We start from the raw sequence: 13949 nt of genomic DNA on the forward strand, positions 1-13949 counted from the left end.
GGGGGGTGCGGGTCAGGCGTAGCGGGCGGACGGGAAGGCGGCGGTGGGCGACGGCCCGGCGGGAACCCGGTCCCTCGGGACCAGGCCGGACCACAGGTAGTCGAGGTCCACCCGGTCGGAGGCCGCCGACGACCCGTGCAGGGCCCGGACCCGGGTGTCGTCGAAGCGCCGTCGGTGGGTCAGGTAGGCCGTCAGACCCGGGTAGAAGTCCACCAGCGCCTCCAGTGCCGACGGGTCGTCCGGCTCCGTGGCGACCAGGTCGATCGACAACTCGACCAGCCGTTCCAGCAGGGTTGCGATCGTCAGCACGGGCACGTCGCGATCGTGGACGACGTGGTACGTGTCGACTCCGCCCGAGGGCGTCCGGCCGGCCAGCCGCACCATGACCTCGGCCGCGTGCTCCACCTGCATCAGGTTCAGCCGGCCGTCCGGATGACCCACCAACCGGACGCGGGGACGGCCGCCCGGGTCGGTGCAGTGGGGGGCGTCGGGTCCGTCGCCGTCGTGGCCCGGGCTTCCGGGGCCGGCGGTGCGTCGCGCGTCGCGCAGGATTCGCTCGATGACCTGAAGCGGATGCGAGGGCAGTTCCGGGTGCGGCGGCAGGTCCGTGACGAGGATGCTCGGCCGCAGCACCACGACCGGGCGGCGGTGCTCCCGCGACCACGCGTGGATCAACACCTCCGCCTCGTACTTGGAGCGTTCATAGGCGTTCTCGAAGCCGTACGCGTCGTCCAGTTCGTCCTCGTACGCCACCCCCTCACGCCGGCTTCCGGCGACGAAAGCGGTACTCACGTGGTGAACCACGGGTCTCTCGCGTCCGGCGGCGGCCAACCCCAGTACATGCCGGGTTCCTTCGACGTTGGTCCGGCGCAGCTCGGGAAGGTCTCCCTCCAGGTTGATGCTGCCCGCGCTGTGCCAGATCGCGCCGAGACCGTCGGCCAACTCCTGGAACGCGCGCCTGGACAGCCCCAGCCCGGGTTGCTCCAACTCGGTCTCCACCACCCGCAGCCGGCCGGGGAGTTCGGCGACGAACGGCTCGGGCACGCCGGTCAGTGCGAAGAAACGGGTGATGCGGTGCAGCGCGTCACCCGACCCCGCGTGGACCAGGACCGTCACCGACCGGTGCGTGTCGAGCAGACGGCGCAGCAGGCGCAGTCCGAGGAATCCGGTGGCGCCGGTGAGGGCGACGTGCATGACCTTGGCTCCAAGGGCTCCGAAAGGGACAGGACCACTACCGCGTGCGAGGGCGGTGAACGCCGGGGTCGTTGCGGCAGCCGGGGAGGCGAGATGTAGCCGACCGTCCCACGGCGCGGCATGACACCGGCGGCCGCGGCGTGCGCGGCCCGAACTCGTCCGGCCGACCCGGTGCAACGGGCGTTCGCCGGTCCCCCGGTTCCTCCGGCCCCGCCCGGGCTGCTCAGGCCCTCTCCTGGGCTTGATGACCACTGGCGCACGGCACACAGTGTCAGACGGCGGACGGTGATGGAGTACCCGATCCCACCGGCTCACCCGAATGAAGTACCCACGCCACGGTCCGTGTGCGTCCCGGACGGCTCGTCGGAGCTCCCGCCGCGAGCCGGGGCGCTCGGCCGTACGGACGCAACCGAAGCAGCCGGGACCGAGCGCGCCGCCCGGAGGACCGTCCCCCTTTCGGGTGATCTCGCGGGCGGTGGCCGGAAGGCGGTCCCGGGCGGCTCCGCGTCCCCGTGGGCGGGCGGTGACGGGCGTCGAGCCCGGTGGGGCAGGAGGGGAGCGCGTACGTCGGAGGCTGCGGGCGAGTACGGCCGTTCACCGCGGCCGGATATAAACCGTACTTAGACCGACCGGCAAATGGGGGGTGGCGTCGCGGGGCTGGGCACGCGCATCTGCCGCGTTGTCGTCAATCACCATGGCTCCTTCCCCAAGCTCTCGGCTGCGCTCGAGCAGGGGAGACCCCATCTGTCTCAATCCTCCGCCTTGCAGCTGCACGCACCCAGCCCCGCTCCTTCTCCCACCCCCCATTTTCCGGTCGGTCTTATTCAGGCCGAGGTGACGCGTTCGGCGTCGCTGCGGACGCGCACTGGTCGGCGGCCCTTCCGATCGGTGGTCCGTCCCGGTCGGTCGGGGTGGCCGAGCGCCCGGCCTCGCCCCGCCTGCCTGTCCCTTGACACGAACTGGAGTTCCCCGATGCCCGTGTCCGATCCGTCAGCCCGGTCCGTTCCCTTCCCCGGCCACCCCGCCCACTCGGTCGACCGCGCGTTCCTCAGCATGGAGCGCCACCACCCCGACGTCCGCTGGGACGCCGGCGGTGTCGCGTACCTGAGCGGTCCGCCCCCGAGCCTGGCGGACTTCCGCGCGTACGTGGGCTCACGCCTGGGCCGGCTGCCGCTGCTCATGAGCCGGGTCGAGGGCGGCTCACGGCGCCCCCGGTGGCGGCCGGACGCGGACTTCACCGTCGACCGGCACGTCCATGAAGTGGTCGCAAAGGGCCCCGCAGGGTGGGACGCCGCCCTGCACACCGCGCTCGACGCGCCGTTCGCGCCCGGCACCTACTGGGGGGTCTGGCTGGTCCACGGCCATGTGTCCGACGAGTACGCCGTGTGCTACCGCTTCCACCACGCCTGCCAGGACGGTTCGGCCGCCGCGATGACTTTCCGGGCCATGCTGGGCGAGGGGGAGCCCTCGGCCCGCCCGGTGCCGAGGAAGGGCCGCCTGGCCGGTCTGCCCCGACGGGTGGGCATGGCAGTCGGGCTGACCACCATGTTCCTGGCCGGTTCCCTCGCCGTTCGCGGCCACCGTCCGGCCGTCCCCTTCGTCCCCACGGGAGAGCGGCGGCTGTGGCGGGGCCGCGTACCGGCGGACGCCCTCCGCCGGATCGCCGCGGCACATGGCGGATCGGCCCACGATGTCCATCTGGCCGCGCTCGCCGGGGCGTTGTCGGCCTGGTCGGCCCGGTCCGGCGTACCGCTTCCTCGGGTGACGGCGCTGCTGCCCATTGACGCACGCCGCCCGGACGAGGAGCAGACCTGGGGCAACCGCTGCTTCGCCCTGCCGCTGGAGCTGCCCGTGCGGACCGCCCCGGAACGCGGGACCGGATCCCGGGACGGCGAATCGCCCCTGTGGCGACTGGAGCACGTCATGGCCACGACCCGGAGACTGAGGGGCGAGGCCTGGCGGCAGGCCATTCAGGACCTGGTCCACTACATGCCGGACCGCCCGACCGAGTGGTATCTGCGAAGGATGCTCTCCCCGCGCGTCACCGACGTCATGGCCACGTCCATGCCGGTCGCCGACAAGGGAAGCCTGGGGGACAGCCCGGTGACGGGCGTCGCCCTGCTCCCTCTGCTCGTGCCCGGGCACCTCTTCGGAGTGGGCCTGTCGTTCTTCGGCGACTGGACCGAGTCGTCCTTCGTGGCTGACCGCGCCCTTCCGCTCGGGGGGCTGCTTCCGGAACTGTGGGAGCAGGCCGTGGGTGAACTGGAGAGAACCTCTGCGCCGGTGTGAATGCGGAGGCGCCGGGGGCCGTACCGATCGCTCGGGTGCGGCCCCGGGCCGAGCCGTCTGTGTCAGACCACCGCTTCGAGCTCCGTCAGGGCCGTCAGCCACAGCCTTGGGAGGTCCGCGCCGCGGGCGAAGGCCGTGTCGTGGACGACGGAGAGTGTGCACTCGGCCCGGTACCTGAGCAGCGTCATATGACAGAGCTGACCGGGCAGGGGAGCGCCCAGCCCGAGCGCGCCGTCCAACCGTGCCTCACCGAGGACCGGCTGTGGCACGGCCGCGGGGAAATAGGTGCCGGTGAGGGAGGCGTGGCGCGGACGCATGAGCAGCCGCAGTGTGCCGAGGCTCACCGGACGCGGCGCACGCCGCAGGAGAGCGCGGGAGGTGTGCATCCTTCGTTCGACGCGCCCGGGCTCCAATTGACGTGAGAGAGAGGCGAGACGGCGCAGAGGAAGGGACTCCTCACAGGGCAGCCGCAGACGCACCATGGTGAGGAAGTTGCCCACCGCGCCCCGTTCGCCACCGGTCCGGACCGACAGGGGCCACAGGAGTGTGAGGGGAGCCGGACGCTCCTCCTCGGCCAGGGCGACAGCCCGCATCGCCCCGGTCAGCGCGGTCAGGAAGACCGCGCTGACGTCGGTACCGAGAGCCCGGGAGACAGCGAGCAGCCGCCGGGTCTGCACCGTCCCGACGGCCGTGGCGAGTTTCCCCGTCGGCGGCCGACGCAACACGGACCAGGTGCCGCTGCCCCGCAGACTCCGGGCGACGTCGCTCATGATGCCCAGCACGGCACGGGAGGAGACCCGCCCCCCGCTGCCGGCGGGCGGAGACGTGTCCTGGACACCGGGCGGCCTTTGCGGTGCGACACGCGGGGTGAACAGCGTCCGCAGTACGAAGTGGTGCCCCGCGCCGTCTTCCAGAGCGTGGTGGATGCGGAACACCAGCACGTACTCGGGCAGACCGGTGGTATCGGTGTACCCGTGAATCAGCCAGAGGTCCCAGGGCGGGCGGGGTGCGGCCGGCAACGGCCGCATCAGCACTTCCTGGAGACAGTTCTGCCACTGCTCCCGGGAATCCGTCACGAGTAGATCGTGTACATGTTGACGCAGGTCGAGATCCGGGACGGTCACGAAGCAGGGACGAGGCTCCTGACCCTCCTCGACACGGTGGGTCAGCGTAGGAAGGTCCGCGAGCCTGGCCCGTACGTGCCGACGCAGGGCGTCCGGTGAGGGCGGCTCCCCACGGAAGCGCACCGCCCACCCCACCGCCAACTGGTGCGTGCCGGACATCCGGTGGAACACCTGGCTGAGCGGATCACAAGGCGTCGGCCGCCGGGGCGGGGCCGGCCACGGCGGGCAGGGCCGGGACGCCGACGCGTGCGCGACGCCTGCCTGCTCGGCGTTCCCGGCGGAGGGCTCTTCGGTAGGAGCGGAAGTCAATTTCGATCCCGTGGCGGTAGCTGGACACGTACGTCTTGCGATGGCGGCACCACTCGCGCGCGATCGCCCGCGTCATGTCCGTCGGCGACGGCAGGGCGACCGCGCCCTCGATCAGCTCGGCGATCCATTCCGCCTGCGGTTCGAGCAGCGGGAACGCCGCACCGGAGGGCTGCGCGAGCCCCATGAAGTAGAGCCCGGGGATGCGGGGCGGGACCGTGCGCAGATAGAGCTCCGTGCGGCCGTCCGCGGCGGCGAACACGGAGGGTTCCAGGAACGGGAAGGAGATCCTGTAGCCCGTGGCGTACACCACGGCGTCCACCGATTCACGGCTGCCGTCCCTGAAGACCGCTGTGTCCCGGCCGAACGAATTGACGCCGGGCTTCGGTGTGACCGCGCCCCGGGCCAGCTGGGCGAGGAGTTCGTCGGAGGTGGAGGGATGGCCCGCGAGCGGTCCGCGGACCGGTTCGGGGAGCCCGTAACGAGCCGGGGCACCGCGGGTGAGCCGCAGGAGGAGCCGCAATGCCGGATCCTTGAGGAATCGCGGGAGATCGGACAGCGGGCTCCACACCAGATGGTCCGCCGGACGGCCGAGCAGCATCTTGGGGAACACCTGGGCCGCGTCGCGCGCGGAGAGGAACGTCCGCGCCGCCGTGCGCGAGATCTCCGCCGCGATTTCGCACGCGGAGTTGCCCATGCCGATCACCAGCACCCGTCGACCGGCGTAGGGGTCAGGGGTGCGGTAGTCGTGCGAGTGGATCGCGGTCCCCCCGAATTCCTCGGCGCCGGGCACGGCGGGGGCCGGGAGGCGCGGATCCCAGTGGTGCCCGTTGGCCACCACCACCTCGGTGTAGCGCCGCGTCTCCTCGGCCACGCCGCCACGGCTCCGGCAGACCACCTCCCAGCCGCCGTCGTCCAGGGGCCGCACCGAGGTGACCCTCGTACCGAACACGATGTGTCGGTGCAGGCCGAACGACGCGGCGTAGTCCTCCAGATAGCCCAGGACCATGCTGTGGTGCGGAAAGACCGGGTAGGCCTCCGGCATGGCCAGGGAGGAGAAGGACATGCTCTCCTTCGAGATGTTCGCGTGCAGGGAGGCGTACACCCCCGACATGCCGTTGTCGTTGCCGTACCGCCAGAGTCCGCCGATGCCCGACCCGGCCTCGAAGCAGTCGAACGGAACGTTCCGCGAGGCAAGGACCTTGCTCGCGGCCAGGCCGGACGGGCCGGCGCCGATGACGCATGTTCTCCGCATGACTGACCGACCTTCCTCGTGCGTGCGTGACATCTCCGGCATCCACGTGGACGGGACCGCCAGAGGGGCGCGGCGACTGCGTCAGAGACAGGCGGACCTGAACGCCCGGGCCCGGTACCTGACCTGCGGACCGGGGCGGAACCCGGGCGGACCCGCCGACCGCCCAGTTCTGGCCACGCTAGCCGCCCCGGTCGCCCCGAAACCCGTTTCCGCCGGCAAAGCCGCCGCACGTGTGACGCGGTGTGCGCCGGATTGACGCCGTGAAATGGAAGCGCTCCTGGCGCCGTTTCCGTTGCGCTGCCTGCTCGTTGGGCACGGGCGGACCGGTTCCGCCACCCATCGGAAGACGCGTACCGCTTCCGTGGTCATCCGGAAGACCTGGCACGACGGAGCAGCGCGATGGACGTCACAGATGTGCACCACTCCTACCGGCAGCACGCCGTTCTACGGGGCGTCGACCTCCGGCTGCGGCCCGGAGTCCTCGCGGGGATCGTCGGGGAGAACGGCGCCGGCAAGACGACGCTGCTGAGGATCCTCGCCGGTGAACTCCGGCCGGACCGGGGCTCGGTGCACCACAGCGGCAGGTTCGGCTACTGCCCGCAGTCCGTGGTCCTGGACGACTCCTTCACCGTCCGCCAGCACCTGGATTTCTTCCGGCACGCCTTCGGGCTGGCGGATCTGCGGCGAGCCGAGGAAGCAATGGAGACCCTGGCCTTCACCGAATACCTCGACCAGCGCGCGGGTCTGCTCAGCGGCGGCTCACGGCAGAAGCTGAACCTGACCCTCGCGCTCATGCACGACCCGGACGTGCTGCTGCTCGACGAGCCCTACCAGGGCTTCGACTGGGAGACATACCTGCGCTTCTGGGAGCTGGCGACAAGGCTGCGCGACACCGGACGTTCGGTGCTGGTCGTCTCGCACCTGGCGTACGACATCGACCGGCTGGACGAGCTGTGGCGCCTGGAGGACGGGCGCCTCCACCGCCAGAACCGGTGCTCGGAGGCGGCGGCATGAGGCGGCACTGGTCCCTGTTCACCACGGCCTCCCGGTATGCGCTGATCGGTCACGCCCGCAACCGGTTCGCGATGCTGCTGGTGGTGCTGTACATCCCCGTGTGGATCGCCCTGGCCTACGTGACCATTCCCGACCGGCCGGCGCCGTTCCGGCTGCGGGCCACGGGCGAGGTCCTGACCCCGCCCGGCAATCACCTCACCCAGATCACCGGCGCGCTGAACGCGGTCACCCTGATCGCCGGGTTCATGATGTTCGCCGCCACCTTTACGGGCGGTGCCTTCGACCGGCGCCTGGCCATGGCGGGGTACCCCCGCCACCACCTGGTCCTCGCCAAGCTCTCCGCGCTCACCCTGGTCTGCGCCGCCGTCGCGGCATACGCCACGGCCGCCGCCGGTTTCGCCTGGTCCCCCCGACAGCCCCTCATGCTCGCTGCCGCGCTGTTCTGCGCCGCCCTGACCTACGGCGCGCTCGGAGTGGTCTTCGGCTCGGTGCTCCGCCGCGAGGTGGAGGGCATGTTCGCCATCCTGATGATCAGCATCATCGACGTCGCCCTGCAGAACCCCCTGTCGAGCTCCGGGTCGGACAGCGCCGTCGTGCGCTTCCTGCCGTCGTACGGAGCCGTGCAGGCCAGCATGTCCGCGGCCTTCTCCACCGCGCCGGTGGCCCAGGGCCTCGCGATCCAGTTGCTCTGGCTCCTGGGGGCGGCGCTGGCCGGGTTCATGGTCTTCCGCCGCCGTACCCGCGACGCACTCCCACCGGAACGGAAGCAACGCACCCCGGACCACTCCGGGCCCGTTGTCAACGCGGGCGCGCCCGAGCACACGCCGGAGCCCGGAGCAGTCGCACAGCGCGTACGACTCACCTGACCGGCGGGCCACCGGCCATCTGACCCGCCAGCCGCCGTGACCTGCGGGAGCCGGAGATCGTTCTGCAACCGGGCGCTGATTCGTCGCCTGACCACCATATTCTTCATGCAAGGAGCACCATCCCCATGACCCTTTCGCGTACCGTCCGGAGCACGGTCCTCACCGCGGCTCTTCTGTCCGCTTCCGCCCTGGCCTTCCCCGCCTCCGCGCAGGCGGCTCCGCTGCCGCCCGCGTGTCAGCAAGCGCTGCTCACAACCCTCGACAAGTTCCCCGTCGCGGACTTCACGGTCCCCGACAAGGTCCAGAGCGCCATGCTGAACGAGGTCGGGAACCTGAGCGAGGCCGACCAGCAGGCCTTCACCGAGAAGGGGTGCGCGGCCTGGAACAACTGGGCCACCAAGAACGGCCAAGCGGTGGCCACGGACCTGGACACCCGCTACCGGAACGCCGCCGGACCCGCGTGCAACAAGTTCACCACCTCCGCCATCGGGACGATCAAGAAGTACGCCCCGAACATCCCCGCCGAGACACGGGAGTTGGAGAAAGTGGCCAAGAAGGTCTGGCAGAACGCCATGCAGAAGCTCGCCGTGGAGGCCACCAACGCCGACTGCCGTAAGGCCTACAACGGGGTAAAGGCCGGCTGGTAGCGAGACCCGTCGGATGACGCCCCCGTCCGCCGTCCGACGTTCTATTCTGTCGCCTGGCGTTTCCGTCCGTCGTCCGACCCGACGGCCTCGGTCGGCCGTCGACTCCGTAGCTGCACGCAAGGGTGTCGAGGCCGTGGTCGTAGCCCTGGTCGACGGTACGGAAGCTCCAGACGAGACCGCGCCTGTGGGATTCGCGGTGTTGTTTCCGCACCTGGACGAGTGCCGGCGCCGTCTGTTGACGGGGGCCGAGGCCCGGGACACGGCGGGAGCCGGGCCGTCGCGCAGGCGGCCGAAGCCGGCGAGACCACCGTCCGCAAGGGCGTCGACGAGTGGGATGCGGGGGCGGACCCGGTGGGTCGGGTCCGCCGCCTCGGAGGAGGCGGGCGCTAGAAAGCCGCCGAGGTGGATACGGGGCTGCGACCTGAACTGTTGACGCTGGTCGAGGTCTGGACGCTGCTCGAAGGCGACATGAAGCGGCTGTGGAACAAGTCGGGGGCGAACCGGCTGGGCTTCGCAGTGGCTCTTGTCACCTTCTGGGAGGACGGCGAAGCCGAGGACCTGCCCGGCCTTGCCCCAACGGACCGGGAAGCTACCGCGTGCGTGTCCGTGCCCGCGGCCGTGATGAGGGACGTGCCAAGGACGGTCTCGGCCCGGACGACGACCCGGTCGAGGTGTACCAGCTTCAGGTGTGGCCCGCTCCCGCGGCCGCAGAACGGATCGTCCACCAGACCGACCAGGCCGGCGACGAATGGCGCCGGCTCTGGGAGAACAACGGGTCCGCCGCCACAAAGCGGCGGACCCGTCACTCAAAGACCAAGGCCAGAGACAACCGGGCCCCGCGTCATGCCGAGAGATGGAGCAGGAGCCACGGCTGAGCTCCCATCCAGCCGCGCCTTCGGGCCGGCGAATCCGGGGTCACCGACCAGCGCCTCCTCGTCTCGGAATTCCTGTCGGCCACCCAGGCGAGCGCGGTCTGGCCCGAGACGTCTTCCGGCTACAGATATGGGTCGTCTTCGATCGCATCCCGCGTTGGGCAGCCCTGGTGCCCCCGTGACACCCGGACCGTTCGCCGGCGTCCGACCGTTGGGCTCAGCTGTTGATCCGGTCGGTCACGGCGATGCTGCACTCGTCGGAACCGATCCCCGGGCCCGTCGTGCAGATCCAGAGGGTGATGGTGCCGTCCTCGCGCATGTCGTAGTTGCAGGTCTTGCTGACAGCCGGGACGGTTACGCTGCACGAGCCCGAGCGTCCGTAGTCCGTGTACCACTCGACGGAACTGGTGCGCCCCTCGTAGTGCTCGACCCAGATCTTGTCGCCGTAGCCGATGAAGCCGCCCCTGGCGTATCCGTTGTCCACCACCGCGTCGGCCTGCGCCGACGTGGCGAACCAGAGGACCGTCGCGGCCGCGCCGACGGCGGCCACCGTGAACCGGGAAACGTTGCGCATCATGCGAATCACCAACCGTCGCAGTAGTTCTCGTCGTTGAGGGTCATGTTCAGTTCGGTGAAGTTGCCGCCGTAGACCCAGCCGTCCTGGAGCGTCCCGTAGTGCATGGTGGCGTACCAGATGTTTCCGGCGCTGTTCGCGTACCAGCAGCTCACCGCCACGGCCCCGCTGATGTAGCGGCCGCTGCAGGTGCTCGCGGGTCCGGTCCGCAGCGGCGTGCTGCTCTTCACGGTTCCCTGGTATCCGTAGAACCCGTCCACGGTGGGCGGAGTCGGACAGGCGGCGGCTGCCGCGTTGGACTGGGCGGGGGTGATGATCAGCGCTTCGACGGCCGATGCAGAGACCAGAAGCGCTTGGACGATGCGTTTTGCCATGCTTTCTCCCTCGATGAATGAGCCATCTGTGTGCTGGCCACACACCGTGCCTGGGCGGGCATTGGGAAACCCTGGGAAAAGCTTGAATGTGCCTTGAAGCACTGGTCGGTGGTGCTCACGGTGTGGCATGCGGACGGGCGAGGGCATGACGAGGGGGTGTGATGGGCACGTGCTTCGGGATCCTGGGGTGCATCAAGGTTCGGCGCGACGGGGTCCTGGTCGATGTCGGGCACGCGATGCAACAGCGTGTGCTGACGGCACCGCTCGTGGACGCGGACCGCGCCGTGTCGCTCGATACGCTGGTGGATCGGGTGTGGGGGGACGCCGAACCGTCGCTCGGTCGCAGGAACCTGTAAGGCTACATCTCCCGGCCGCGCTCCGTACTGGCCGTGACGGCAGGGCCATCGCACGCGAGCGGGGCGGTGGCTACCGGCTCACGGTCGATTCCTCGCTGGTGGACGCGCACTGCGTCCGGGACCTGTCGGACCGGGCCCGACGGGCGGCTGTGGACGAGCAGGCGGAGGTGCTGTGGCGGCAGGCGCTGGGGCTGTGGCGGGGCAGTGCGTTCGCCGGAGTGGACACCCCGTGGTTCAACGCGCAGCGCCAGCCCCTCGACGGCGAGCGGTTGGCCGCCCAACTGGACTTGGCCGACGTCCGATTACGCTTGGCACAGCGTGATCGGATGGTGAGCGAACTGGTGGCCCGGGCCGAGGCGCATCCGGACCGACCTACCGGGCGGGGGCGACCGCCGGGTTGGCGTACGTGTACCGGTTCGGTCCGCGGGTGCAGCAACCGCGGGTGCAGCAGGCAGCGCTCCCACACCCAGAGCGCCGCCGCTCTGGCGCTGGACGGCGCGAAGTTGGTCTCCCGGCAGGCCCGCAATCCAACTCAAAGTCCCCCGTATGCCCGATGGCGACGCTACGGAAGGCCGGTCAGGACTCGACTACCGGACGTGGCCTGCGAGCCGCGGCCGCCGCGCTGACGGGCTTCCCGTGGAGTTCACCGACTCGACTACGTGGAGCTCGACTGCTCGCGAGACGCCGGAGGCCGGGTGCTCCCGGCCTCCGGTCGTGCCGAGCACGCTAGTTGGCACATGCACAGGCTTGTTGCCACCGAGACCGTTCCTTCAGCCCAATGTGATCCGGGCGGCGACCGGCAGGTGGTCGCTGCCGGTGGCGGGCAAGGTGCGAATTTGGTCGACGGTCGCCGAGCGGGCCATGACCTGGTCGATCCGGGCCAGCGGGAGGGCGGCGGGGAAGCTGAAGGCGAAGCCCCGTTCAGCCACGTTCATCCGTGAGGTCAGCGGGGCCAGCCCACGGTCGTCGACCGTACTGTTGAGGTCGCCCAGCAGGATCACCGCTTTCAGCTTCTCGGTGGCGATGGCCTTGCCCAGCAGGCCGGCGCTCTCGTCGCGCCAGGAGGATGCGAGGCCGCTCGCCCGGACGCGGACCGAGGGCAGGTGCGCGACATACGCCGCGATCTCGCCGTGCGGCGTGTGGACCACGGTCCGCAGTCCGCGACTCCAGGCCTCCGCGATCCCCGGGGGTTTAATGTCCAACAGCCGGGCATCGGTGAGCGGATGCTTCGACCAGAGTCCGACGGTGCCCCGGACTGCGTGGTACGGGTAGTCCGAGGCGAGGGTCTTCTCGTAGACCAGCAGTGCCGGGGGCACCAGCTCCTCCAGCGCGATGAGATCGGGCTCGGCGTCAGCCAGGGCGCGGGCCGTGCCCGCCGGGTCGGTGTTCTCGTCGCTGACGTTGTGCTGCACCACGACCAGGTCGTGCGCGCCGGGCTCCGCCCCGGACAGGAACAGCCCGGCGAAGAGGTACATCCAGACCGCCACCGGCAGGAGCAGGGCCACCAGCGCGGCGGCCGAACGGCGTAGCAGCGCCACGCCGAGCAGCACCACGACCACCAGGCCGAGCCAAGGCAGGAACGCTTCCAGCAGACTGCCCAGGCGGCCCACGGAGTTGGGCACGGCCCGGTGGAACGCCAGCAGCCCGGCCGTCAGCACCACGATCGCTGCGAGTACCCGCCCCCGCCTCCAGGTCGACCGGCCCCTCGCGTCCTCCCGAGCCCACCGCCCCGCCCGGCGCCGTGCCCGCCAGGGTACTGCTGCCTCTACCGTCGACGTGGCACCGCTGCCCGCCCGCGCCTGCTCCACCATGGCTTCCCATCGACTTGGCCTCGGTCTCCAAGACGAGCCACCAGGTGAATCAGTTTCAATTTTCCGCAAGCGCGTGCGGCGTCCTACGCCCCGCGCTGAGAAGACGGCCCACCCCCTCCCGCCGCACCGGCACTCACGTCAACGGCCACGGTGTACACACCGTCTTCCACGCGTAGTAGGAATTTGATACGTATCTGGGCAGGCAGTGGTTCTGGTGGTTTCCTGCTGGTATGAGGGCGTGTCATGATCGCGATGGCGTCCGGCGCGGGTCCGGTGCGCAGGGAGGGACCGTGAAGCTTTACGTCGTCATACCTGTTGTCCTGATGGCGTCGCTCTTCGCCGCCTCTGGCGTAGCAGGGATTACGCGTGGCTGGATGCTCCCCACGAACCGGCGGCCGGTCCAGAACCCTCGCCTCTACGGCTTGGGTCAATTGGTGGCTGCCTTCGCCCTGTGCTCGCAACAGGTCTTCTTCTGGGTGCCCAGCGACCCCGACACCCGCCAGTGGGGGGCGCTGAGCGGCAGCGCGCTGCTGCTGACCGGCCTCATCGTGATGATGGTGAGCTATCGCACGGGCGGTACTCGGCAGGGCGGTGGCACGCCCTGACAGAGGTGCCCCGTTAGAGCCTGCCCGCTCGATCACGTGACTGTGTGGCCTGTGGGTCCTTGTTCCAGAAGCGGGCTGGTTGACTTGACGGATACCGAGTGGGAACGGCTGCGGCCGTTTCTGGTGGTCGGCAACAATCGGTGCCCCGAGGCAGGCCGGCCGAGTCCGCGGCATCCAGGCTCACCGCCACCGTATGCCGTCTATCAGCTGCAGTCGGTCCACACCGGCGGACGGCCCGGCTTGGCACTCTTCGGCGACAATGGCTCCAGCCGGGCTTACTGGCCGTTCGTCAGATCACTCCCACGAGAAGCGATCGTTCACAACCGAGATCAACTTCCGCAACAGACCTTGGACGGGCGCCTCGCGCCGCCGCGCGAGGGGCATGACCGCCGGCGCCCGGTTCGACGCGCGGCGGGACTCGCGGCACGAGCACCTGGCTGACGACGACCACGGCCGCGCAGAGCTCGCGGAGTGGGAGCGCATGGACCAACTGCTCCCCGCTGCGGCTCCGGGCACGGTCTACGCCCCGGACTCCGACGACGTCGTCCACGCCGAGCTCGCCGCCGCCCGGGAAGCCGAGCTGCGCGAAGCCGCCCGGATCGCCGCCCGCGTCGATGAGCCCCAGGCGCTGCGCGAGCTGGGCGCGCGGGCCGCCCGCGAGG

General features: G+C 70.4%; 14 protein-coding genes and 2 pseudogenes. 10 read left to right on the forward strand and 6 right to left on the reverse strand.

Features of this window, described 5'->3' with window-relative positions; all coding sequences use genetic code 11:
* Positions 1-12: 12 nt before the first annotated feature.
* Complete coding sequence (locus tag GA0115254_RS18970) at positions 13-1194, reverse strand: SDR family oxidoreductase (protein ID WP_093896498.1); 1182 nt, start codon at positions 1192-1194, stop codon at positions 13-15.
* 972 nt (positions 1195-2166) lie between these two features.
* Here GA0115254_RS18970 and GA0115254_RS18975 point away from each other — a divergent pair.
* A complete protein-coding gene (locus GA0115254_RS18975) occupies positions 2167-3483 on the forward strand; it encodes a wax ester/triacylglycerol synthase domain-containing protein (RefSeq protein ID WP_093896499.1) in 1317 nt (438 codons plus the stop codon).
* 62 nt (positions 3484-3545) lie between these two features.
* On the opposite strand, the gene GA0115254_RS18980 is transcribed toward GA0115254_RS18975, so the two are convergent.
* Together GA0115254_RS18980 and GA0115254_RS18985 are read right to left on the reverse strand one after the other, a co-directional pair.
* Positions 3546-4766 (reverse strand): wax ester/triacylglycerol synthase domain-containing protein, encoded by a 1221-nt coding sequence (locus tag GA0115254_RS18980; protein ID WP_093896500.1) that lies wholly within the window; start codon positions 4764-4766, stop codon positions 3546-3548.
* Positions 4767-4791: 25 nt separating this feature from the next.
* Positions 4792-6168, reverse strand: a complete 1377-nt coding sequence (locus GA0115254_RS18985) for an NAD(P)-binding domain-containing protein (RefSeq protein WP_093896501.1) — start codon at positions 6166-6168, stop codon at positions 4792-4794.
* A gap of 399 nt (positions 6169-6567) precedes the next feature.
* Between GA0115254_RS18985 and GA0115254_RS18990 the strand changes: the two genes are divergently transcribed.
* The 5 genes and pseudogenes from GA0115254_RS18990 (at position 6568) to GA0115254_RS19005 (ending at position 9570) form a co-directional block, all read left to right on the forward strand.
* Positions 6568-7182 carry an ABC transporter ATP-binding protein gene (locus tag GA0115254_RS18990; RefSeq protein WP_093896502.1) on the forward strand — a complete coding sequence of 205 codons (615 nt, stop codon included), beginning with the start codon at positions 6568-6570 and terminating at the stop codon, positions 7180-7182.
* Positions 7179-8048 (forward strand): hypothetical protein, encoded by an 870-nt coding sequence (locus GA0115254_RS18995; protein ID WP_093896509.1) that lies wholly within the window; start codon positions 7179-7181, stop codon positions 8046-8048. The genes GA0115254_RS18990 and GA0115254_RS18995 overlap by 4 nt, the downstream gene beginning before the upstream one ends.
* A gap of 125 nt (positions 8049-8173) precedes the next feature.
* Positions 8174-8695: a hypothetical protein gene (locus GA0115254_RS19000; protein ID WP_093896503.1), complete on the forward strand. Its 522-nt coding sequence runs from the start codon at positions 8174-8176 to the stop codon at positions 8693-8695.
* Positions 8696-8927: 232 nt separating this feature from the next.
* A pseudogene (locus GA0115254_RS46200) lies at positions 8928-9082 on the forward strand (ISAzo13 family transposase); the annotation flags it as partial.
* A gap of 209 nt (positions 9083-9291) precedes the next feature.
* Complete coding sequence (locus tag GA0115254_RS19005; RefSeq protein ID WP_093896504.1) at positions 9292-9570, forward strand: hypothetical protein; 279 nt, start codon at positions 9292-9294, stop codon at positions 9568-9570.
* A gap of 214 nt (positions 9571-9784) precedes the next feature.
* Here GA0115254_RS19005 and GA0115254_RS19010 read toward each other — a convergent pair whose 3' ends face one another.
* The gene (locus GA0115254_RS19010) at positions 9785-10144 is read right to left on the reverse strand and encodes a hypothetical protein (protein WP_093896505.1); all 360 of its coding nucleotides are present in this window, start codon (positions 10142-10144) and stop codon (positions 9785-9787) included.
* Between the two features lie 5 nt (positions 10145-10149).
* Complete coding sequence (locus GA0115254_RS19015) at positions 10150-10515, reverse strand: hypothetical protein (RefSeq protein WP_093896506.1); 366 nt, start codon at positions 10513-10515, stop codon at positions 10150-10152.
* Positions 10516-10676: 161 nt separating this feature from the next.
* Between GA0115254_RS19015 and GA0115254_RS46205 the strand changes: the two genes are divergently transcribed.
* Positions 10677-10871, forward strand: coding sequence for an AfsR/SARP family transcriptional regulator (locus tag GA0115254_RS46205; RefSeq protein WP_256102667.1), 195 nt, complete (start codon positions 10677-10679; stop codon positions 10869-10871).
* Positions 10872-11020: 149 nt separating this feature from the next.
* Entirely contained in the window at positions 11021-11497 is a 477-nt protein-coding gene (locus GA0115254_RS46210; protein ID WP_256102665.1) for an AfsR/SARP family transcriptional regulator, read from the forward strand.
* Positions 11498-11641: 144 nt separating this feature from the next.
* Here the strand turns inward: GA0115254_RS46210 and GA0115254_RS19025 are convergent, their stop codons facing one another.
* Positions 11642-12535: an endonuclease/exonuclease/phosphatase family protein gene (locus tag GA0115254_RS19025; RefSeq protein ID WP_256102666.1), complete on the reverse strand. Its 894-nt coding sequence runs from the start codon at positions 12533-12535 to the stop codon at positions 11642-11644.
* A gap of 437 nt (positions 12536-12972) precedes the next feature.
* On the opposite strand from GA0115254_RS19025, the gene GA0115254_RS19030 reads away from it, so the two are divergent.
* Positions 12973-13287, forward strand: a complete 315-nt coding sequence (locus tag GA0115254_RS19030) for a hypothetical protein (protein ID WP_093896508.1) — start codon at positions 12973-12975, stop codon at positions 13285-13287.
* Between the two features lie 382 nt (positions 13288-13669).
* Positions 13670-13949: pseudogene (locus GA0115254_RS19035) on the forward strand (hypothetical protein); the annotation flags it as partial.

The organism is Streptomyces sp. Ncost-T10-10d, from assembly GCF_900091955.1.
Classification (GTDB): domain Bacteria; phylum Actinomycetota; class Actinomycetes; order Streptomycetales; family Streptomycetaceae; genus Streptomyces.